Genomic DNA, 19,843 nt, shown 5'->3' with positions numbered 1-19,843 from the left:
CCGTCAGGGGCCGGTGAGCGTGTGCCGGGGCAGGACCCCGTACGCCTGCCGGTAGGCGGCGGCGAAACGCCCCTGGTGGTGGAAGCCCCACCGGTGGGCGACAGCCGTGACCGTGTCCCGCGCGGGATCCGCCGCGACCAGGTCGTCGTGCGCCTGTGCCAGGCGGACGCGGCGCAGGTACCCCATGGGGGTCGTGCCGAGGTGGCGCCGGAAGGCGTACTGGAGGGCCCGCGGGGTGACGCCGGCGGCGGCGGCCGTGTCGGCCAGGCCGATCTCGGCCGCGGGGTGCGACTCGATGAACGCGATGGCGCGGCGGACGGTCTCCGACGTCGCGTCGCGGGTGTCCGCGAGGACGGGCTCGGGGCGGGCATCGGTGGGGAAGGCCGCCAGGACGGTCGCGGCGAGCAGCCTGGCGGCGGCGTCGACCACCAGCGGCGCACCGTCCGCGGGCAGGGCCAGGAGGCTCTCCCCGACGTAGTCGGCGGTCCGCTTCCACTGGTCGGCCATGGCAGGGGAGACGGGGGTGAAGCGGGTGAAGCGCAGCGGGCGGCCCTGCCCGGCCGGGCGGCCCGCGGCTTCCTGCACCAGCGTGAGCGGCACCGTCACGGCCCGCAGCTCGGCGGCGTACACCCGGCCCGCGTAGGGGAGATGGGGCTGCGAGATCGCCAGGACGTCACCGGGCGCGGCCCGGGTGATGTCGTCCTTGCACTCCCGGACCATGCGGCCGCCGACGACGTGCGTGACGGCCACGGCGCCCAGCGGGCCGGTGGCGTAGGAGTACTCCGTCGGCAGCGCCAGCGTGCTGAGCGCCAGCGGGCCGGCGCTGATACGGGAGTACTGGAACGCACTGCCGGGCGCGGGCGCGGCCATGCGCAGGCTCGTCCCGTACGACGTCTTCAACCAGTCCCGGGCGACGTCGACTTCGGTGGTCCGGAAGCTCTGCCCGCCCGGCGGTACCGCCTGCGGCTGCTGTGGCATGGCAGCGGACGTCCTCTCGCGCGGCGGGCGCGGCACGGAGGAGCAGCGCGGCCCCAGAGTACGTCGGCGGACGAACACGGGGCGCGCCTTCGCGTCATGAGGGACGCGGCACGTGACCCGGGACGCGGGGCCCGCGTCCCGGGTGGCACGAGAAGCCCGGCGACGGGCAGGTCACCCCCCGGGAGCCGGAGCCGGAGCCGGAGCCGGAGCCGGAGCCGGAGCCGGGGCAGGCGCGGGCGCGGGCGCCGGTGCCGGAGCGGGCGCCGGGGCAGGTGCAGGTGCCGGGGCGGGCGCAGGTGCCGGGTTGGGCTTGGCCGGCTCGGGCTTGTGCTCGCAGTAGACCTTGCCCTTGTAGAACTTGCAGCCCGGCATGTTCTTCACGTCCTTGGGCCGGTTGTTCTTCTTGCCCTGGTGGTTTTTCCTCTTGTGCTTGTTGTGCCAGTCACCCCTGTGATGGTCACCGTGACCACCGCGGTCACCCTTGGCGAGATCGGTATGACTCACGGTCATCGAGGCGGCCTCGCTGACCGACGAGGGCGCCGTCGCCGCGAAGGCACTGCCGGGCACCAGCACACCGGCACCGACGAACGCGGCCGACACCGCGACCATGGCGAAACGCTGCTTACGAGTCGAACGGGACATGAGAAGTCCTCCTCCGGAGGGAATCGGTGAAGCGGAACCCCTCCAGTAGGCCCTCCCCGCCACCGGCGCCACACGTCCCCATATCCCGTGACTTGACAGACCGCACGCGGCGGCGCCCCGCCCCGGGACCCCCGGGGGCGGGGCGCCGCCCCGTGCGCAGGCGTTCTACAGCAGGGCGACCGAACTCGCCCGGTCGTTCATCGCGTCCCCGACGTAGGAGGTCGACTGCTGGTACTCCTGGTGGATACCGGAGGTGTCAGGGGCGTCCCACAGCTCCAGCCAGCAGGACAGGGTGGTCAGCGAGCTGACGGAGTTGTTCCAGATGCCGTCGAGGTTGAGCTGGGCGTCGCGGCCGTTGCCGCTCTGGCAGCCGCTGCCGCCGGTTAAGACCAGGGCCGAGCCGCCGTAGTTGGAGTCCGCGTAGATGACGCCGAGCTGCACGGCCTGCGCCCCCGCGGGGCCCGGAGAGGCCTTGAGACGCTCGGCCAGCTTCCGGTCGATGTGCTTCGCCGACAGCGGCGCGTCCGCGATACGCCCCTGGGTGGAGGCGGCGAGGCCTCCCGGAAGGTGCCGTAGCACTGCTTGCTGCCTGAATCGACGTCGACCACACAGTTCGCCGCCGCAGGCGCGGGCGCGGGCGCGGCGTTCGCGGTGGTGGCGGCGGTAGCCAGGGCGAGGGCGGTGGTGGCTGCGGCGATGGCGATACGTGACGTACGAGTAGACACGGGTCGCTCCTGTCCGGTGGTTGTCATGCCGACACGGTGGATGCTCGCGTCCCCGTCCGGCATGGACCAGGGGCACATTCGGCCAGAGTCGTTGTATGCGGCACGTGTTGTTGCGGGTCCTGCGGCGACGCGCCGTGCCGTGCGCGGTTCTTGACCTGCCCCGTGACACGCCGGGCAGGCCACCGGCGCCCCTCGGGAGGACACCGGGAAATGCGGCACGAACTGTTCGCGGGCCGCCGCGCACGGGCCGCCGCGCACGGCTGTCCCCGGGAGCGCCGTACCGGCCGGCCCGCCACCGGGCGGTCCAAGCCCCCGTGGCCGGATCGGCGTTCTGCCGGGGAGGGTCCGGGCTGTGTTCAGCTACGTGCCGGCACCTGCCGGGCCCCGCCGCCGCCCTTCGGCGCCGCCGCCCGTACGCACCCGTACGTACCGGACGCACCCGAGGAACCAGGAGAGAGCCATGCCTCGCATCACCCGGTCGGCGGCGGTCACCGCCGCCGCCGTCGCCTTCGCCGCCGCTCTGACCGGAACCGCCGATGCCGCCGGTGCCACCGGTGCGGTCGCGGACGCGGTCCGGACCGCCCCCCGGCCCGTGTACTGGGACGCACCGGCACAGGGCGTGACGGCCGCCGCGCCGCAGCGATTGATGAACCAGCCCGTGCGGATCACCAACGACTTCGCCAAACGCCCGACCACCCAGTGTCTGGACGTGGACGCGAACGGCGGCGGCAACGGCACGGTCGTCCAGGTCTGGCAGTGCAACGGCACCACCCAGCAGCGCTGGTACCTCTGGAACAACGGCGCGCTGGAGAGCTACCGCTTCCCCGGCAAGTGCCTGGACGCCGACCTCAACGGCGGCGGCCGCAACGGCACCAAGGTGCAGATCTGGGACTGCAACAACACCGCGCAGCAGAGCTGGTCCCACCCGTCGGGCGACCGCGCGATCTACAACGCCCGCTTCTACTCCGGCGGGAACACCGTCATGGACCGCGACGCGAACATCCCGGGCAACGGAGCCCGCGTCCAGCTGTGGCAGAAGAACTTCCAGTCGCAGCAGTGGTGGGACGTCTGGACCGACTGACCCCCGTGCCCGGAGGATGCCCGCCGCAAGATCCGGGTGCACCCTGAGGGAGCAGGGCTACGGAGTGGGGCAGCACCATGACAGGGGTATCGACCGGGCCGGCGACCGGCCCGCTGTTCTCCCACCGCGACCGGGCGGTCATCGCGGCGGCGTCGCTCTCGATGCTGCTGGTGCAGATGGACTGGTTCGCCCTGAACCTGATGCTGCCCGTGATCGCGAAGGAGTTCCGTACCCCGACGACCGATCTGCAGTGGCTCGTCAGCGGCTACATGCTGTCGCTGGGAGCCCTCATGATCGTCGGCGGCAGGCTCGCCGACGTCCGCGGCCGCCGGACCGTCATCGTCTGGGGCCTGACCGGGTTCGCACTGCTCTCGGTGGTCTGCGCCGCCGCGCGGAACGTGCCCTGGCTCGTGGCCGGCCGGGTCGTCCAGGGCGCCACGGCCGCCCTGGTCTTCCCGGTGGCCGTGGCCGTCGTGACCGCGTACTTCCAGGACCGGCGGCAGGCGAGAGCTGTGGGCACCGTCCTCGCCTTCAGCGCCGTCGGCACGGCACTCGGCCCGTTCGTGGGCGGCGCCTTCGCCGAGCACGTGAGCTGGCGCGCGGTGTTCCTGCTGAACGTGCCGGTCTGCGCGACCGCCGTCCTCCTCATCCTCAGATTCGTGACCGACACCCGCGACGAACACGCCTCGCACCGGATGGACCTGCCCGGAGCCGTCACCCTGGCGGGCGGCCTGACCGCGGTGATGCTCGCCGTGGACCAGGGCAGCCGGTGGGGATGGGCCTCGCCCGCCACCCTGCTCGTCCTCATCGGGGCGGTCCTGCTGCTCGTCGCCTTCGTACTGATCGAGTCCAGGACCGCCGAACCGCTCCTGGACCTGTCGCTGCTGCACAACAGGCCCTTCGTGACGATCACGCTCGCCGGGTCGGTGTCCAACATCGTCTACTGCCTGGTGGCCGTGCTGTGCGCGCTGTACCTGCAGCAGGCCAGGGGACTGTCCCCGCTGGACGCGGGACTGGTCTTCCTCGCCCTCTCCGTGGGCGCCGGCTCGGCCAGCTACTTCTCCGGGCACCTCGCGCAGCGGTGGCGGCCGGCGGCGCTGATGGCGGCGGGCCTGCTGCTCAGCGGCGCCGCCCTGCTGGTCCTCACCTGGAGCGGGCCCCTCGCCCTCTACACCGCCGTGTTCGCCGTGGTCGGGGTCGGGCTGGGCCTCGGCTGGGCCCTGACCAACGCCGCCACCCAGTCCTACGTGGCCCCGGGCCGCCTCGCCGCCGCGTCCGGGCTGGTCCTCACCTCCCTGGTGCTCCTGGGCGCGGTCGCCGTCAGCGTGGCCGCGACGGTCCTGGAGGCCCTGAGCGGGTCCGCGCAGGCGGCGGCCTCGGACGCGGACGCCATCGCATGGGTGCTGCGCGCGGCAGCGGTACTCGCCGTGGCCGGGGCGGCGCTCCTCGTTCCGCTCCTGCGCGCCGGCGGCGGGCACGACACCTGAGGCGCACCGCCCGCCGCCCCCGCACGAACGGGCGGCAGCGCCACCATCCAGCCGCAGCCGCCGCATTCGGCCCGGCCCGGACCGGCCCGCCCGGACCGGCACCGGCTGCGCTACGCCGGCCCGGCCCGGGCAGGTGCTCAGAAGTCCCAGCTCTGGCTCCGCGCCCCGTTGCAGCTCCAACTCACCAGGAGCTGGCCGTTCTCGGGCCGCCCGGCCAGGATGTCGAGACACTTCCCGTTCACCCGGTTACGGATCTCGCTGCCGATGCGGTACCACTTCTGGTGGAGAGCGCCGTTGCAGTCCCACAGGGACACCGAGCCCTGTTCACCCAGATGCGGACCGTAGATCTCCAGGCACTTCCCGTTCATGCTGGACCGGATCTGCTCGCCGTCCCAGTACCACTGCTGGTTGGTACCGCCGTGGCAGTCCCACGTCACGGTGGAGGCACCGTTCTCCTGGTGGAACATGAAGACGTCGGCGCACCTCCCGTTCAGGTTGGACTTGAGCAGCGGCGCCGCGGCATACGCCGGCGAGCCCGTGAACGCAGCGCCGGCCAGCAGCCCCGTGACCGCCCCCAGCAGCATCAGTCGTCGCACAGCCCTCATGATTTCCCCTTCCCATCGCCGTTGCGCGGTTGCGCTGGCCCCTTGTCTAGCCCCCGGCCGATGTCCGGCGCCGGAACAGGGATTCCGGACATCAAAAGCTGGACAAACACCACCCATCACGGCCGCGGAAAGCCGCAGGAAGGAAGGCAATGCCACGCCCCGAACGCCCGCTCGACCCGGACTCCGGTCCGCTCACACGGTTCGCGGCCGACCTCCGCCGACTGCGCGAGGCAGCCGGCCGGCCGCCCTACCGGGCACTGGCGAAAAGGGCGCACTACTCGTCCACCACCCTCTCGGACGCCGCCGGCGGACACACGTTCCCGAGCCTCGCCGTCACACTCGCGTACGTCGAGGCATGCCAGGGCGACCGCCGCACCTGGGAAACCCGATGGCACACGGCCGCCGCCGAGATCGCCGCCACCACGGCCCCACAGGCCGGCGAGCCCGGCCCCTCCGGCCGGCGGACCGCCCCCTACGCCGGACTGGCCGCATTCCAACCGGAAGACACCGACCGCTTCTTCGGGCGCGAGCAGCTGACCGGCGAGCTGCTCGCCAAGGTCCGCGACCACCGCTTCCTGACCGTCTTCGGCCCGTCCGGATCGGGAAAGTCCTCGCTGCTACGGGCCGGACTCGTCGCCCGCACCCGCACAGCGGGCCGGCCCGTGCTCCTGTTCACCCCGGGCCCCCACCCCGTACAGGAACACGCGATCCACCTCGCCGCGGCGACGGGAGAAGCCCCCGGCCCGCTGCTGGGCGAACTGCGCGACGACCCCATGGCACTGCACCTGCGGATCCGGAAAGCGATGATCGGCCACCCACCGGACGCCGACACGCTGATCGTGGTCGACCAGTTCGAGGAGACCTTCACCCTCTGCGGCGACCAGGACGAACGCGACGCCTTCATCACCATGCTGATCACCGCCGCCACGGCGCCGCCCAGCCGCACCCGCGTAGTACTCGGCGTACGCGCCGACTTCTACGGCCACTGCCTCCAACACCCCCGCCTCCTCGAAGCGATGCGCGACGCACAGCTCGCGGTCGGACCGATGAGCAGCCAGGAACTGCGCGAGGCCGTCGTCCGGCCGGCCCTGCTCGCCGACTGCACCGTGGCCGGCCCGCTGCTCGCAGCCGTGGTCGCGGACGCCACCGGCCAGCCCGGCGCGCTGCCCCTGATCTCCCACGCCATGGTCGAAACCTGGCACCGGCGCAGCGGCAGCCGCCTCACCCTGGAGGGATACCTGGCCGCGGGCGGAATCCGGCACGCGCTCGCCCACACCGCGGAGGCGGCCTACGGGGCCCTGTCACCGGCACAGCAGGACCTCGCCAAGTCCCTGTTCCTGCGGCTCACCGCACTCGGCGACGGCACCGAGGACACCCGGCGCCGCATCACCGCGAACGAACTCGACCCGCACCCCGACACCGCCCACGTACTCGAATCCCTCGCCCGCCAACGGCTCGTGACCCTCTCCGACGGATGCGTCGAGATCACCCACGAAGCGATCATCCGCTGCTGGCCCCGACTGCGCGGCTGGCTCACCGAAGACCGCGACCGGCTCCTCCTGCACCGCCGGCTCACCGACGCGAGCGCCGACTGGGAAGCACAGGACCACGACCCGCACGCCCTGTACCGGGGCGCCCGCCTGGCCGCGGCACTGGACCTGGCCGCCGCCGGCGACAGCCGCCTCACCGCCCTCGAACGCCGCTTCCTCGACGCCGGCCGCGAAGCCCAGGCCGGCGAGACCGCGGCCGTCCGACGGCGCACCGTCCGCCTGCGCCAGCTGGTCACCCTGCTCACCGTGCTGGTGGCCGTCGCGGCGACCGCAGGCGCACTGGCCGTCGGCTCACGCGACTCGGCCATCCGCCAGCGCAACGTCGCCGTCGCGCGCAAGGCCGCCGCGGACGCGGCCGAGATGCGCCCGCACGACCCCTCGCTCGCCGCGCAGCTGAACCTGGCCGCCTACCGGCTGGCAGGCACCCGTGACGTCCGCGACCAGCTCCTGAGCACCTTCGCGACCCCGTACACCGGCCGGCTCACCGGCCACACCTCCGACGTGGTATCGCTCTCCACCGCCCCGGACAGCACCCTCCTGGCCACCGCGAGCTGGGACGGCACGGCCCGGCTGTGGGACATCGAGAACGCCCGCCGCCCGCTCCAGCTGGCCGTCGTGAACCAGCACGACCGCCTGCTGTCGGTCGCCTTCGGCGAGGACGGCCGCATCCTGGCCACAGCCGGCGAACACGCCGTGCGGCTGTGGGACGTGACCGACCGGCGCGCGCCCGCCGAACTGGGCACCCTGCCCGACCAGCACGCCGCCCCGACCTGGGTGGCGTACCGGCCCGCCGGCGGTGTCCTGGCCACCGGCCACACCGACGGCACGGCGCGCCTGTGGAACGTGGACGACCCCCGCCGCCCGCGGCTGCTGGCCACCCTGCCCGGTCACACCGCCGCGGTCACCTCGGTGACGTTCAGCCCCGACAGCCGCACGCTGGCGACCACCGGCGACACCACCACCCGGCTGTGGAACGCCGGCGACCCCGCGCACCCCCTCCTCCTCGACACCCTGCGCGGCCACACCGACACCGTGACCTCGGCCGCGTTCAGCCCCGACGGCAGGACCCTGGCGACCGGCAGCTGGGACCGCACCGCACGCCTGTGGCCCATCGCCGGCGGCGAACGGACGCGACCCGCCGCCGTCCTGTCCGGCCATCCCGCGATCGTCTGGTCGGTCGCCTTCAGCCCGGACGGCACCACCCTGGTCACCATCGGCGGATCCACCCACTTCTGGGACGTCACCACCCCGGCCGGCCCGCGCCGCACCAGCACCCTCCAGGGCGGCTTCTACCAGGCCGCGTTCACCCCGGACGGCCGCGTACTCGCCAACTCCGACCGGCTCCTGGACCTGCGGGACCTCTCCCTCGCCACCCACGACGACGTCGTCACCTCCCTCGCGTTCGCCCCCGGCGGCCGCCTCCTGGCCAGCGCCAGCTGGGACGGCACCGCACGCCTGTGGCAGGTCACCGGCGGCCGCGCCCTGTGGCCGCTGTCGGCGCTGCACGGACACACCCGGTTCGTCCGCTGCGTGACGTTCAGCCCGGACGGCCGCGTCCTGGTCACCGCGAGCGAGGACGGCACCGCCCGCGTCTGGAACGTCACCGACCCCCGAAAGCCCCGCCTGACATCGGTCATCACCCCCGACGGCGGCGAGGTCGCCGGCACCGCCTTCGCCCCGGACGGCCACCTCCTGGCCGTCTGGGACCAGCAGACGGCCGGCCTGTGGGACCTCACCGATCCCGCCGCCCCCCGGCCACTGAGCCGGATCACCGACAGCGGACCCCACGTCACCACGGCCTCCTTCCGGCCCGACGGCCGCACGCTGGTCACGAGCACCGGCGAGTCCGGCTCCCTGAGGTTCTGGGACATCACCCGACCGCGCACCCCCCGCGAACTCCCGTCCCCGTTCCGGGCCGACCCCCTCACCGGCGGCGTGTTCAGCCCCGACAACCGGCAACTGGCCGCCTTCCACCGCACCGACAAAACCGTCTGGCTGATCGACGTCCACGACATCCACCACCCGGCGAAGACCGCACAACTGACCGTGCCCGGCTCCTGGCTCTACACCCTGGCCTTCGCCGCGGACGGCCGCCGGCTGGCGGCCGGCGCCGCGGACAGCAAAGCCCTCCTGTGGGACCTGAACGGCCCGCCCGCCCCCGCGGTCCTCACCGGCCACACCAACCCCGTACCGGCCGTGGCGTTCACGCCCGACGGCAACACCCTGGCCACCGGCGGCAACGACTTCACCATCCGGCTGCGGGACACCGCCCTGGACCAGGTCACCGCCCGCATCTGCGACAGCGTCCACCCCCCGATCACCCCGGCCCAGTGGGCCCAGTACTTCCCGGCACTCGACTTCGCCCCGCCCTGCCCCGCCCCGGCCGCCCGCACACGCCCCGCACCGAGATGAGACCGCGGCACCCGGACCGCGGCCGTCCGCCCCCGCCTCACCCACGGCGGCCCCACAGGGCTGCCGTGGGTGCGAACCGGGCATGCCTTCTGCCGGAGCCGCGACGCACGAGGGGGCAGCTGATGACGGACGACAGCGAACGCGGGCACGGACGGACGGGGAAGGGCGCCGCCGCCGTGCTGCGAACGGCCTCGGTGGCTGCCGGCGTGGCGGCGGCCGCGCTCCTGGTCGTCGACTTCCGGCTGACCGGTCCGGCCGGCCGGCAGGTCCTCGCGGTGGCCCTGACGGCCGCCTTCGTGAGCACATGCGCCGGCGCGGCCTCGGGCCTGACGGACCGTCTGATGCGGCCGGCCGTGCGCCGGGCCCGAAGGCTCCTCGCGCAGGAGCCCGACCCCTGGGGACCGGACCGGGAGTTCTTCGCCCCGGTGCGGCGCCTGATGCTCCTCGGGGCGCTGCAGACCCTGGCCGGCGTGCTGGTCCTGCTCACCGTGTATCCGCTCGCCCTCTGGGCGGGCGTACGGATCTGCGGCGCCGCGGGCCTGCCGGCGCGCCTGACCGGAACGTGGCCGGTCTTCGTCTCAGGGCTGCTGGTGGCGGCCGTCGCCACCACGGCCTCGACCTTCCTCGCCCTGTTCCGCCGCCGCACCGGCCGCGCGGCCGCACGCTCCCTGGCCGCCGTCCTGCTCAACGCCGCCGCACTCGCGCTCGCCTCGCTCGTGCTGGACGGCATCCGCCTCGACCCCGCGCCGGGGTGGCGCCAGGCACTGGCCCTGTGCGCCGCGGCAGCCCTGTTCATGCTGCCGCGCATCACCCTGTCCCTGCCCGTACCGGGAATCGCCTCGATCGTCCTCGTCGCCTACCACTGCCTGCTGCTGTGGCTGATCTGCGCGGCCTTCGCCTGCGCGGACCCCCGGCTTCACGCCGACGGCTTCTGGCCGCTGGCGGGGGCCGCCGCCCTCATGTGGGCGGCCGAGTGGCCCGCGCGCCTGGCCGCCGGGCGCGCGCGGGGAGCCGCCGCCCGGCCGGCTCCCGCCCTGCCCGATCCGTTCCCGCCGGATCACGGGTTCCCCTCCGGCCCGCTGTACTGAGACCGCACCGGGGGCCCGGCGGGCCCGGCGGGTGCGGCGGGTGCGGCGGGACAACGGTGCGGGGGAGAGGGGGGAACAGACGCCTCCCTCTGGCCCTGCCGCCCGCGCGCCGTATCCGTCCAGGCATGCCGTTTCGGTAGCTTTCTCCCGGTTCCGGCCCGCGATCCCGCCCGCAGGACGACAGGCGGCGGCAGGACGACGCGGGCGGGACGACCATCACCGGGGCGACAGAAGGCGGACGCGATGACGGTGCACGTGCGCAGGAACGTGTGGACACTTCCGGACGGCGACCTGACGCTCGCACACTATGCCGCGGCCGTCGCCGAGATGAAGAGCCGCGACCCGCAGGACCCCACGAGCTGGTTCTACCAGGCAGCCATGCACAAGACGACGGTGACACCGCCGAAGCCGCTGTGGAACGGCTGCCAGCACGGGTCCTGGTTCTTCCTCCCGTGGCACCGCATGTACCTCTACTTCTTCGAGCGGATCGTGCGCGCGACCGTCGTGGACCTGGGCGGCCCGGACGACTGGGCCCTGCCCTTCTGGTCCTACGACACCGGCGGCACACAAGCCCGGATCCCCGCCGCCTTCCGAGACCCGCAAGGCGGCACCAACCCCCTCTTCGCCCAGCGGGGCAACAACGTCAACCTGGGCCAGGCCCTGCCCTTCCAGATCACCTCCCCGGCATCGGCGCTGGCACGCCCCAAGTTCGTCGGAGAGGCGGAATTCGGCGGCGGCATCACCCCGGACGGTGACGCCATCTGGAACAGACACGGACAGATCGAACTCACCCCGCACGGCGCCGTGCACAACCACCTCGGCGGCCTGATGAAGAATCCCCGCACCGCCGCACAGGACCCCGTCTTCTGGCTTCACCACGCCAACATCGACCGCCTCTGGTCCGTATGGGCGAGCCGCCCCGGGCACAGCGACCCGACCGCCGACCCGCGCTGGACGGACCAGGAATACCGGTTCTTCGACGCCGACGGGACCGAGCGGACCCTGACCCCGGCCGGCGTCGAGGACATCGAGAACCAGCTCGGGTACACCTACGAACCGCACCCGGCGATCACCACCCCGACCCCGGCCCCGCCCCCGGTGCCCGAGATGGCGGCGGGCAATCCCGGCGCCTCCGGGCCGGCCCGGCCCGAGCGGAGGGAACTGATCGGCGCGTCCCGGCATCCCGTACGCCTCGTCGGCCGCGCCGCGAGTGTCGCCGTACCCATCGACGAACGCACGGTGCGTTCGCTCGGCACGGGCCTCGGCGCCATGGCCGCCGAAGCCCGGGGACGGGTCTATCTCAGCGTCGAGGACATCGAGGGCGACGAGAGCCCCGACACCGTCTACGGCATCTACGTCAACCTGCCCGACGGAGCCCCGGACGAACTGGCGGAGAGCCACCGGGTCGGCAACCTGCCGTTCTTCGGCATCGAGCTGGCACAGGATCCACGAGGCGACGAACACCCGCACGGCCTGCGGGTGACCGTGGAGATCACCCCGCTGGTGCGCAGACTCGAAGCGGAGAACGCCTGGGACGACCGCGAGGTGCGCGTGACCTTCCTTCCGCTCGGCTTCACGGAGCCGGTCGACCAGGACGACCCCCCGGTCCAGATCGGACGCGTCAGCCTCGGCTACACCTGATGACACAGGTGAACGCCCGGCGGGTGCGCTCCTTGCGGACGATGCGCGTGCGCCGGCTGCTGCGGCCGCGGGTCTGCCTCGGCTTCGAGCTGGCGGCCCTCGCCGCCTGGATCACCCTGGCCGTGCTGACCGCGGCCGCCGGGACCCACGGCGCGCACGGGGCTCCCCACACCCACGCAGCGGCCGGCCCGAAGGCGGCCGCCCCCATGGACCTGGCGATGTGGACGCTGATGAGCGTCGCGATGATGCTGCCCTCGGCGGTCCCCGAACTCGACCACGTGGGCACCAACAGCCTGCGCCGCCGACGGCAGCGCGCGATGGCGACGTTCGCCGCCGCCTACCTGGCCGTCTGGATCGGATACGGCGCCCTGCTGCTGCACCTGGCACCGCTGTGGTCGCCGCTGCCCGGGAAGGCCGTACTCGCCTCGGCGCTGGCGCTGGCGGCCGTATGGCAGCTGACCGTCCACAAACGCCGTGCCCTGCGGGACTGCCACCGCTCCTCCCCACTGCCCCTGAGCGGCTGGCCCGCGGTGGCCGGAGCCACCCGCTACGGACTGCGCCACGGCGGAGCCTGCTTGCGTTCGTGCTGGGCGCTGATGCTCGTGATGGCCGTGGCGGGAGGGGCCGCCGGGGGGATCGGGATGCTCGGCTGGACCGTGCTGCTCACCGGGATCGTCACGACCGAGAAACTCGCCCGCAGACCGCGCCGCCCCACGCACGTCGCGGCCGCGGTCCTGGCCGCCGCCGCGGTGACGGCCGCCCTCACCGCCGGGCTCGCCTGAACGCCGCCCGCCATGGCGCGAGCGGCGGGAGTGGGGGAGTGGGGCGGTCGGGGCGGAGTCCGGCCGCCGCGCTCACGGGTACCGCGGGCCGGGCCCCTTGTACGGGGCCGGCCGGTGTGCGGTGCGTCAGGCGTTGACGCAGGTGTTGCCGAAGGCCGGGTTGAGCAGGCCGATGACGTTGACGCTGTTCCCGCACACGTTGACCGGGATGTGGACGGGGACCTGGGCCAGGTTGCCGGACAGGACGCCGGGGGAACCCACAGCGGCACCGTGGGCGCCGGCGTCGGCGGAGGCCAGGCCCGCGGCGCCCATGACGACGGTGGCCGCGGTGGCGGCGATGGCGAAGCTCTTCTGCACTGCGGACATGATGCGCTCCTCGAAACATGCGATGGGGGTGGGGTTCCGCGGGGGCGGAACACGGGCACCGTCCCCGGGCCCAGGTGCACGCTTCGACCCGGGGACCATGCCGACTCCCGTGCAACGCACGCCCCCGGCCCCAGGACACGACTCTTCGCCCGGTCGGGTGCATCGCACGCACACCGGCAGGCACGCAACGGCGGGAGCCGACCCGATGCGGGGACACCGGTCGGCGCCCGAAGCCTTCGCCGCCGCCCGCGATCGCCGTCAGGGTGCACTTTGCCGCCGCCCGTGCGTCCCGCCGGGACGGGAGCCGGTCGCCCCCTAGCGTGGGTCCGCAACGATCCGGGCGTACCGCCGCCGGGATCCCGGCCGTTCGGAGGCGCTACCCCACCATGACCGTCGAAATCTCCGACCTCACCGGGGACTACGTCCTCGACCCCGCCCATACCCGGATCGGGTTCGTCGCCCGCCACGCCATGGTGACCAAGGTCCGCGGCGCGTTCCACCAGTTCGAAGGCACCGCCCACCTCGACGGCGCCGACCCGGCCCGGTCCACCGCCCAGGTGGTGATCAAGGCCGAGAGCATCGACACCGGCGTCGAACAGCGCGACCAGCACCTGCGCACCAACGACTTCCTCGACGCCCCCAACTTCCCCGACCTCACCTTCCGCAGCACCTCGGTCGAACCCCGCTCCGACACCGAGTACCGCGTCACCGGCGACCTGACCATCAAGGACACCACCCGCCCGGTCACCGTCGACCTCGAGTACACCGGCAACGCCGTCGACCCGTTCGGCAACCTGCGGGTCGGCCTGGAAGGCGCGGTGACCATCTCCCGCAAAGACTTCGGCGTGACCTGGAACGCGGCCCTGGAAGGCGGCGGCGTGCTGGTCGGCGACAAGGTCGTCCTGGAGTTCGACATCTCCGCGATCAAGCAGGGCTGACCGCGCCGTCCGGGCCGCCCCCCTCTCCCCGCACCCCCTCCCCACACCCCCTCCCCGCGCCCCGTACGCCAGACGCCGCGCGGGTGCGGGGTGCGGGCCGGGGCCTGGATGGCGGGCCGGCGCGAGGGCTGGCAGCCTGAGAGGAGAAGCCGTAGCGGCGGGCCGTGCCACGTGCCGCCACGTACGCGACGTGGCACCTTCACCGCCGGCAACCCCTGTTCGTGTTCGCGGGAGGTGGACCTCCTTGAGCAGACACGCCTCGTTCCTCACCACCGCACGGAGCCTGGCTGCGGCCGGAGTCCTGTCGGCCGCACTGATACCGGTGTCGGCCCTGCCGGCGGCAGCCGCCACGTGCGACGCCGCGGCCGCTGCCCGGGCCCCGGTCAGCAGCAACGACAGCGCCGCACGGAACGCACTGATATGCCTCATCAACAACCAGCGCACGCAGAGAGGGCTGCCCGCCCTCACCACGAACCAGGCACTGACCACCGCGGCGCAGCAGCACTCCGCCGCCGCCGTGCAGCAGAAGTGGTGGGGACCGGGCAGGGATTCGCACCGCAACCCGCAGACCGGTTCGACACCGCAGACCCGGATCAAAGCCGCGGGCTACTGCCCCAACCCCAGGTCATGGGCCGTCGCCGAGATCACCTACACCGGCTGGGGCGGCTCCGGGACCCCGAACGCCGCGGTCAACTGGTGGATGAACGTCAGCACATGGGGCCACCGCCAGATCATCCTCGACCCGTCGATGCGAGAGATCGGCGCCTGGGCCCAGCCGGGTTCGGCCGACCCGGCCGGAGCCGGCGCGAGCCAGGCCGGAACCTACGTCGTGACCTTCGGCCGCTGCCAGCAGTGAGCCGGCAGCAGTGAACCGGCAGCAGTGAACCGGTGCGCTCCGCAACCCCGTTCGCACGGCAGCCGCGGCCGCCGCCCACCCGTCCCGGCCTGCCGTGCTACGCCCGCTTCGCGGCGCACAGGGCCGTGTCCACCGCGCTCTCCACGCGCCTCGTGGCCGCCACGTCGGCGGGGACGGCGGTCACCGTGACGCTCGCCGCCGCGCGGCCGTCGTCGGTGACCCCGCCGCGGGTCTCGTACCCCGGGATGTCGCCGCCGTGGCCCCAGTAGAGGCCGCCGCACGACAGAGGCCTGCTCATGATCCCCAGTCCGTATCCGGCGCCGGTGTCCCCGAGGGGGACGGTGGCGCGCATCTCCGCGAGCTGCGCGTCCTCCAGCAGGTCACCGGCCAGGAGCGCGGTGAAGAACCGGTTGAGGTCGGAGCCGGTGGAGATCATCTGCCCCGCCGCCCAGCTCGCGGACGGGTCGATGCCCGTGACGTCGTGCCACGGCGCACCGGCCGATTCCCTGTGGTAGCCCCGGGGATGGCGTTCCCGGAGCGTCGTGTCACCGGCGGCCGGGAAGTAGGTGTGGCGCAGTCCGGCGGCCCGGACCACACGCCTGTCGATCTCCTCGGCGAGCGGCCGGCCGGTGACCTTCTGGACGATCAGGCCGGCCAGTACGTAGTTCGTGTTGCTGTAGGCCCAGCCCTTCCCGGGGGCGAAGCCGGCCTTCTTGCGCAGGGCGATGTCCAGGAGGTCGCGGGGTTCCAGGTACCGGCGTTCCAGGAGGGCGTCGCCGACCTCCTCCTCGTAGTCGGGAATCCCGCTGGTGTGCTGGAGCAGCTCACGGACGGTGATGCCGCGCCCGTCGATCCCCTCCCCGCGGACGAGACCCGGCAGATAGGTGTCGACATCGGTGTCGAGGCCGACCTTCCCCTCGGCCACCAGCTGCAGGACGACCACCGCGGTGAAGGTCTTGGTGGTGCTGCCCACCCGCACCTGCCCGTCCTGCGGCACCTTCGCCCCCGTGGCCAGGTCGCCCACCCCCGCGGTGTAGGTACGGGTGCGGCCCTTGCCGTCCCGGACGCTCGCCAGCGCGGCGGGCAGGCCGTCGGAACGCACCAGCGCGTCGAGGTGCCGCTGGACCGCGTCCGGCCGGGCGGAGGATGCCGCGGGCGGTGCCAGGGCACCCAGCGTCATCGCGCAGACGGCCACCGCCGTCGCCGCGGCCGTGGCGGTTCTGCGCCGGCCGCCCGGCCGCCGACAGGAAGAACGAAGCGTGTGCCATGTCCGGGTGTGCACGGGCCAACTCCTGTGAAGCATCGGGATTCCAGCGGTTTCCGCTCCCAGCCTCTCCGGGGGTGCCCGTCCCCGGCGATCATGCCACCCGGTCCGTCCCGGGTGGGGACACCCCCCGGGACCGGGGGACCAGGGGAGCCGTGCCGGGGCCGGGGCCGGCGGATGCGGCCCGGCGCCAGGCGTGCGGGAGCGGTACGGGTGACGGGGACGCCCGGCCGGGGATCCGCGACACGACCCCGGGGGCGCGGACCTCCGGACCCCCGGCCCTTCCCCGCCGAACCTGGCACGTCCGCGCGGGGTGCGGGCGCGAGCGGCCGGCGTGCGCCGCGGGCTCAGGCGACGACGCGTTCGACGGTGGAGAGCACCCGCACCAGCGCCGGTGACGCGGGGGCCGACGCGAAACCGAAGCGCACGGGCGGGACGACCGGAGCCAGCGCGCCGAGACCGGTCCCGCCGAAGGAGGCCCGGGCGGCCACGATCGGCCACAGGCCGCCCGCCGCGTACCACTGGCGGCAGCCGGGCCGCGAGCTGCCCCGGGTCCGCACACCGGCCATCAGGCGTGCGGGAACGTCCGTCACGGCCGCCCACAGCGGCCGTCGGGCGAGCGACCGGGGGACGGCCCGCAGCGCCAGGCCGAGAGGTCCCTGACGCCCGACCCGGAAGCACAGCTCCAGGGGTCCCGCCGCGACCTCCCACGCGCTGCCGCGGATCCGCACGCCCACCGGGCCCGTCCGGACCTCGTCGAAGTGGTAGACACCGGCGATGTACTCCGCCGTCCGGGGGGTGGGCGCGAGCAGCGTGCGCCACCCGTCGGCACGCTCCAGCATCACGTCACTGAACGGCCCGAAGGGCGACCGCGGCCAGTGGCCCACGACCACGCGCGTGCCGGATCCCGTGCCGACGGCGGCGATCCAGCCGTCGAACACCAGCCGTTCGCATCCCACGCCCCACCCGTACCCCGCCACAGGCTGCGCATACCCCGGACCGGGCGGCGGCCGTCACCGCCCGCACGTCCGAGCGGTGGTGCACAGGGGGTTCGAGGAAACGGCGCGAGCGCCTGTTACAGAGCTCTGAACCCATTCGGCGCCGGCCTGGGGCATGGCGTGAATGAACTTCTTATCTGGCCGAAATCCCCTTGTTCCGGCGCTGACGGGGCCGTCCCCGCCTCCCGCGCCCTCCGCGTCAACAGAGCCTTGACGCTTGCCTCTTACAAGGGAGAGTTACGGACATGTCCGCATTGCGCAACGCGCGTCGTGAGTTGTGGCGGTTGATGGCGGCCGCGGGCCAGAGTGTCGCTCCCCGGCAGGACGCCGGGAAACGTACGGGGCCCGCCCGGATCGCGAACGCGGCCGGACCGGCCGACTGCTGAAGGAGCCATCCGCATGTCCGCTTCCCTCGCCACCCGCCGCGCCGTCACCACGGTCCTGGCCGCCGGCGCGCTGATCGGGGCGGCCGCCCTGCCGGCCGCCGCCCACGACGACGACCGGCACGGCCACCGGGGTTCGCACTCCTCGGTCGTCATCAGCGACGTCCAGTACGGCACCGGCGGCCGGGACCGCTCCGACCGTGCGCTGAACCGTGAATGGGTCGAGGTGGAGAACACCGGCCGCCACGCCGTCAACCTGCGCGGCTTCACCCTCACCGACCGGCAGGGCAACCGCTACCGCTTCTCCGACTTCCGCCTGGACGGCCGCTCCAGCGTGAGGGTCCACACCGGCCAGGGCCGCGACACCCGCCACGACGTGTACCAGGACCGCCGCCACCAGATCTGGGACGAGCGCGACACCGCCACCCTCCGCGACAACCGCGGCAACGTCGTCGACACCGAGACCTGGGGCCGCCGCGGCTCCCGCTGACCCGGCCCGGCAGCCACACCATCGGGGACCGTGAACTGCCGGCCACCAGCAGCAACCGCGTGCCGCGGCCGACCGCCGCGGCACGCGACACCCCCGCCGTGGAAGCAGCGGCCCATCCGACGCAGGCAGGTCCTTTCGTGGAGTTCTGGCAGTACGACCCGTCCGAGGTCACGGTCCCTCAGCTGGACCTCGACCCCTACCGCTTCCCCGGCGCCGACACCGCACCGCCCGTCTCCCGCGGCGCCCTGCCGCACCACCGCCCGGGCGACACGGACCGGTACCCGCACCACCTCGGCGAAGAGCGTCCGACGGCACACGCACCCGCGCCCGCGCCCGCGTCCGACCCGCGCCTCGCCCGGTCCCTGACCCCCGTGGACCGGCGCAGGCTGGACCTGCAAGCGGCGCTGACCACCATCGGCGTTCCCCCACGGCCCGGCGATCTGGAATCCATCAACATCCTCGCGTCACTCGACGACACGACCCACGCCACCCTCGTACGGTGGATCACCACCAGCCGCTGAGCCCGCCCCCCGCCCCCACCGCACACCCCCACCGCACCCCCCCGAGACCCTGTGGAGATCACGGACCCGGGCGGACCGTTAGGGTCTGCCGGTATGACCGCCGTCCGTTCCGCGCGTTCCGCCCGCCGCGCGCGTTGCGCTGAACGGATGCAGTCGCCGAGCAGCAGAGCATCCGTAGGGATCACAGCGGACCCCTCCCGCGTTGAACCGTCGAACGGTGCGCTCCGCACAGGCACACCGCGCCGCCCACGGGACGAGGAGGATCCGATGCACGCCGCCGAGGAGAACCGGCAGGAGCTGGACCCGGCCAGCGTCCTGAACGCGAAGAGGACGCTGCTCCAGCTGCTCGGCCGGGCGGGGTTCTCCGCCGACGACGCGCAGGGCCTGATCGCCCTGGTCGAGGCGGGCGCCCTGGCCGGCGCCTGCCAGGAGGCCGGCGCGCTCGGGGCTTCCGTACCGGGGGACAAGGGCGAGCCGTACGAGTCGGGCTGGCTGGACGGTGCCCGTGCCGTCACCGACGCGCTCGCAGGGATCGCCGAACGGGCCCTGCGCCAGAGCGTCGACCCCGACGGACCGGCCGCCGGCCCGGACGTCCGGCCGCCGGTCGGGCGGATGGAGGTGGAGCGGGCGAAGGTGGCCGTCACCCCCCTCTACCTCGCCTTCACCGCGGCCTCCGACCTCGACCCCGAGGTCACCGAGGAGGTACTCGCCGCCGTCCTCGCCACGATGACCCCCTGGCAGCGGGCCGGGTACGCCGGCCGGCTGGCGGCCTTCGCCGCGGCGAACCGGGCCCGTCTGGAGCGGCTGTACGTCGCGTACGGGCCCGGCAGCGCCACCGCCATCCACAGCCGCTACTCCCTCCTGCACTCCGCCACCAGCATCGCCGTGCTGGAACGGCTCGCCACGGCGGCGACCGCGCTGCAGGAGGAGTGGGACGCCGCCGAACTGCCACCGGCCTGGCTGGACGGCCCGATGACGGCCTGGGACGCGGCGGCCTGACCCCGCAGCACCGGCCCGGCAGGGCGGCGTCACCGGA

Annotated in this window: 18 protein-coding genes; 11 read left to right on the top strand and 7 right to left on the bottom strand. The window is 73.7% G+C overall.

Annotated features, from left to right (window positions below; translation table 11 throughout):
* Positions 1-3 precede the first annotated feature (3 nt).
* The 3 genes from Sspor_RS01795 to Sspor_RS01785 form a co-directional block, all read right to left on the bottom strand.
* The gene (locus tag Sspor_RS01795) at positions 4-978 is read right to left on the bottom strand and encodes a helix-turn-helix transcriptional regulator (RefSeq protein WP_202197401.1); all 975 of its coding nucleotides are present in this window, start codon (positions 976-978) and stop codon (positions 4-6) included.
* A 171-nt stretch (positions 979-1,149) separates the two neighbouring features.
* A complete protein-coding gene (locus Sspor_RS01790; RefSeq protein ID WP_202197400.1) occupies positions 1,150-1,620 on the bottom strand; it encodes a hypothetical protein in 471 nt (156 codons plus the stop codon).
* Between the two features lie 165 nt (positions 1,621-1,785).
* Positions 1,786-2,199 carry a hypothetical protein gene (locus tag Sspor_RS01785; RefSeq protein ID WP_202197399.1) on the bottom strand — a complete coding sequence of 138 codons (414 nt, stop codon included), beginning with the start codon at positions 2,197-2,199 and terminating at the stop codon, positions 1,786-1,788.
* Between the two features lie 606 nt (positions 2,200-2,805).
* Here Sspor_RS01785 and Sspor_RS01780 point away from each other — a divergent pair.
* Complete coding sequence (locus Sspor_RS01780; protein ID WP_202197398.1) at positions 2,806-3,426, top strand: RICIN domain-containing protein; 621 nt, start codon at positions 2,806-2,808, stop codon at positions 3,424-3,426.
* 77 nt (positions 3,427-3,503) lie between these two features.
* Positions 3,504-4,913, top strand: a complete 1,410-nt coding sequence (locus Sspor_RS01775) for an MFS transporter (RefSeq protein ID WP_202197397.1) — start codon at positions 3,504-3,506, stop codon at positions 4,911-4,913.
* A gap of 137 nt (positions 4,914-5,050) precedes the next feature.
* Here Sspor_RS01775 and Sspor_RS01770 read toward each other — a convergent pair whose 3' ends face one another.
* Positions 5,051-5,518 carry an RICIN domain-containing protein gene (locus Sspor_RS01770; protein ID WP_202197396.1) on the bottom strand — a complete coding sequence of 156 codons (468 nt, stop codon included), beginning with the start codon at positions 5,516-5,518 and terminating at the stop codon, positions 5,051-5,053.
* A 149-nt stretch (positions 5,519-5,667) separates the two neighbouring features.
* Here Sspor_RS01770 and Sspor_RS01765 point away from each other — a divergent pair, with 149 nt between their 5' ends.
* The 4 genes from Sspor_RS01765 to Sspor_RS01750 all read left to right on the top strand — a co-directional run bounded on the left by Sspor_RS01765 (position 5,668) and on the right by Sspor_RS01750 (position 12,991).
* The gene (locus Sspor_RS01765) at positions 5,668-9,480 is read left to right on the top strand and encodes an nSTAND1 domain-containing NTPase (protein ID WP_202197395.1); all 3,813 of its coding nucleotides are present in this window, start codon (positions 5,668-5,670) and stop codon (positions 9,478-9,480) included.
* Between the two features lie 122 nt (positions 9,481-9,602).
* Positions 9,603-10,568: a hypothetical protein gene (locus Sspor_RS01760; protein ID WP_202197394.1), complete on the top strand. Its 966-nt coding sequence runs from the start codon at positions 9,603-9,605 to the stop codon at positions 10,566-10,568.
* Between the two features lie 243 nt (positions 10,569-10,811).
* Complete coding sequence (locus tag Sspor_RS01755) at positions 10,812-12,209, top strand: tyrosinase family protein (RefSeq protein WP_202197393.1); 1,398 nt, start codon at positions 10,812-10,814, stop codon at positions 12,207-12,209.
* Positions 12,209-12,991, top strand: a complete 783-nt coding sequence (locus tag Sspor_RS01750; RefSeq protein WP_202197392.1) for a copper chaperone — start codon at positions 12,209-12,211, stop codon at positions 12,989-12,991. Before Sspor_RS01755 ends, Sspor_RS01750 begins: the two co-directional genes overlap by 1 nt.
* Positions 12,992-13,117: 126 nt before the next feature.
* Here the strand turns inward: Sspor_RS01750 and Sspor_RS01745 are convergent, their stop codons facing one another.
* Complete coding sequence (locus Sspor_RS01745; protein ID WP_202197391.1) at positions 13,118-13,357, bottom strand: chaplin; 240 nt, start codon at positions 13,355-13,357, stop codon at positions 13,118-13,120.
* A gap of 386 nt (positions 13,358-13,743) precedes the next feature.
* Here Sspor_RS01745 and Sspor_RS01740 point away from each other — a divergent pair, with 386 nt between their 5' ends.
* Positions 13,744-14,295 (top strand): YceI family protein, encoded by a 552-nt coding sequence (locus Sspor_RS01740; RefSeq protein WP_202197390.1) that lies wholly within the window; start codon positions 13,744-13,746, stop codon positions 14,293-14,295.
* A 244-nt stretch (positions 14,296-14,539) separates the two neighbouring features.
* Positions 14,540-15,151, top strand: coding sequence for a CAP domain-containing protein (locus Sspor_RS01735; protein ID WP_202197389.1), 612 nt, complete (start codon positions 14,540-14,542; stop codon positions 15,149-15,151).
* Positions 15,152-15,248: 97 nt separating this feature from the next.
* Here Sspor_RS01735 and Sspor_RS01730 read toward each other — a convergent pair whose 3' ends face one another.
* Positions 15,249-16,331 carry a serine hydrolase domain-containing protein gene (locus Sspor_RS01730; protein WP_202197388.1) on the bottom strand — a complete coding sequence of 361 codons (1,083 nt, stop codon included), beginning with the start codon at positions 16,329-16,331 and terminating at the stop codon, positions 15,249-15,251.
* 431 nt (positions 16,332-16,762) lie between these two features.
* Positions 16,763-17,374, bottom strand: a complete 612-nt coding sequence (locus Sspor_RS01725; RefSeq protein WP_237403600.1) for a hypothetical protein — start codon at positions 17,372-17,374, stop codon at positions 16,763-16,765.
* A 438-nt stretch (positions 17,375-17,812) separates the two neighbouring features.
* Here Sspor_RS01725 and Sspor_RS01720 point away from each other — a divergent pair, with 438 nt between their 5' ends.
* From Sspor_RS01720 to Sspor_RS01710, 3 genes are all read left to right on the top strand, one after another.
* Positions 17,813-18,286 (top strand): lamin tail domain-containing protein, encoded by a 474-nt coding sequence (locus Sspor_RS01720; protein WP_202197387.1) that lies wholly within the window; start codon positions 17,813-17,815, stop codon positions 18,284-18,286.
* 137 nt (positions 18,287-18,423) lie between these two features.
* A complete protein-coding gene (locus tag Sspor_RS01715; RefSeq protein ID WP_202197386.1) occupies positions 18,424-18,807 on the top strand; it encodes a hypothetical protein in 384 nt (127 codons plus the stop codon).
* 267 nt (positions 18,808-19,074) lie between these two features.
* Positions 19,075-19,806 carry a hypothetical protein gene (locus tag Sspor_RS01710; protein WP_202197385.1) on the top strand — a complete coding sequence of 244 codons (732 nt, stop codon included), beginning with the start codon at positions 19,075-19,077 and terminating at the stop codon, positions 19,804-19,806.
* Positions 19,807-19,843 lie beyond the last annotated feature (37 nt).

The organism is Streptomyces spororaveus (assembly GCF_016755875.1).
GTDB lineage: Bacteria > Actinomycetota > Actinomycetes > Streptomycetales > Streptomycetaceae > Streptomyces > Streptomyces spororaveus.
The sequence above is the reverse complement of the archived record's forward strand: the minus strand, read 5'-3'. Positions and strand labels throughout refer to the sequence as shown.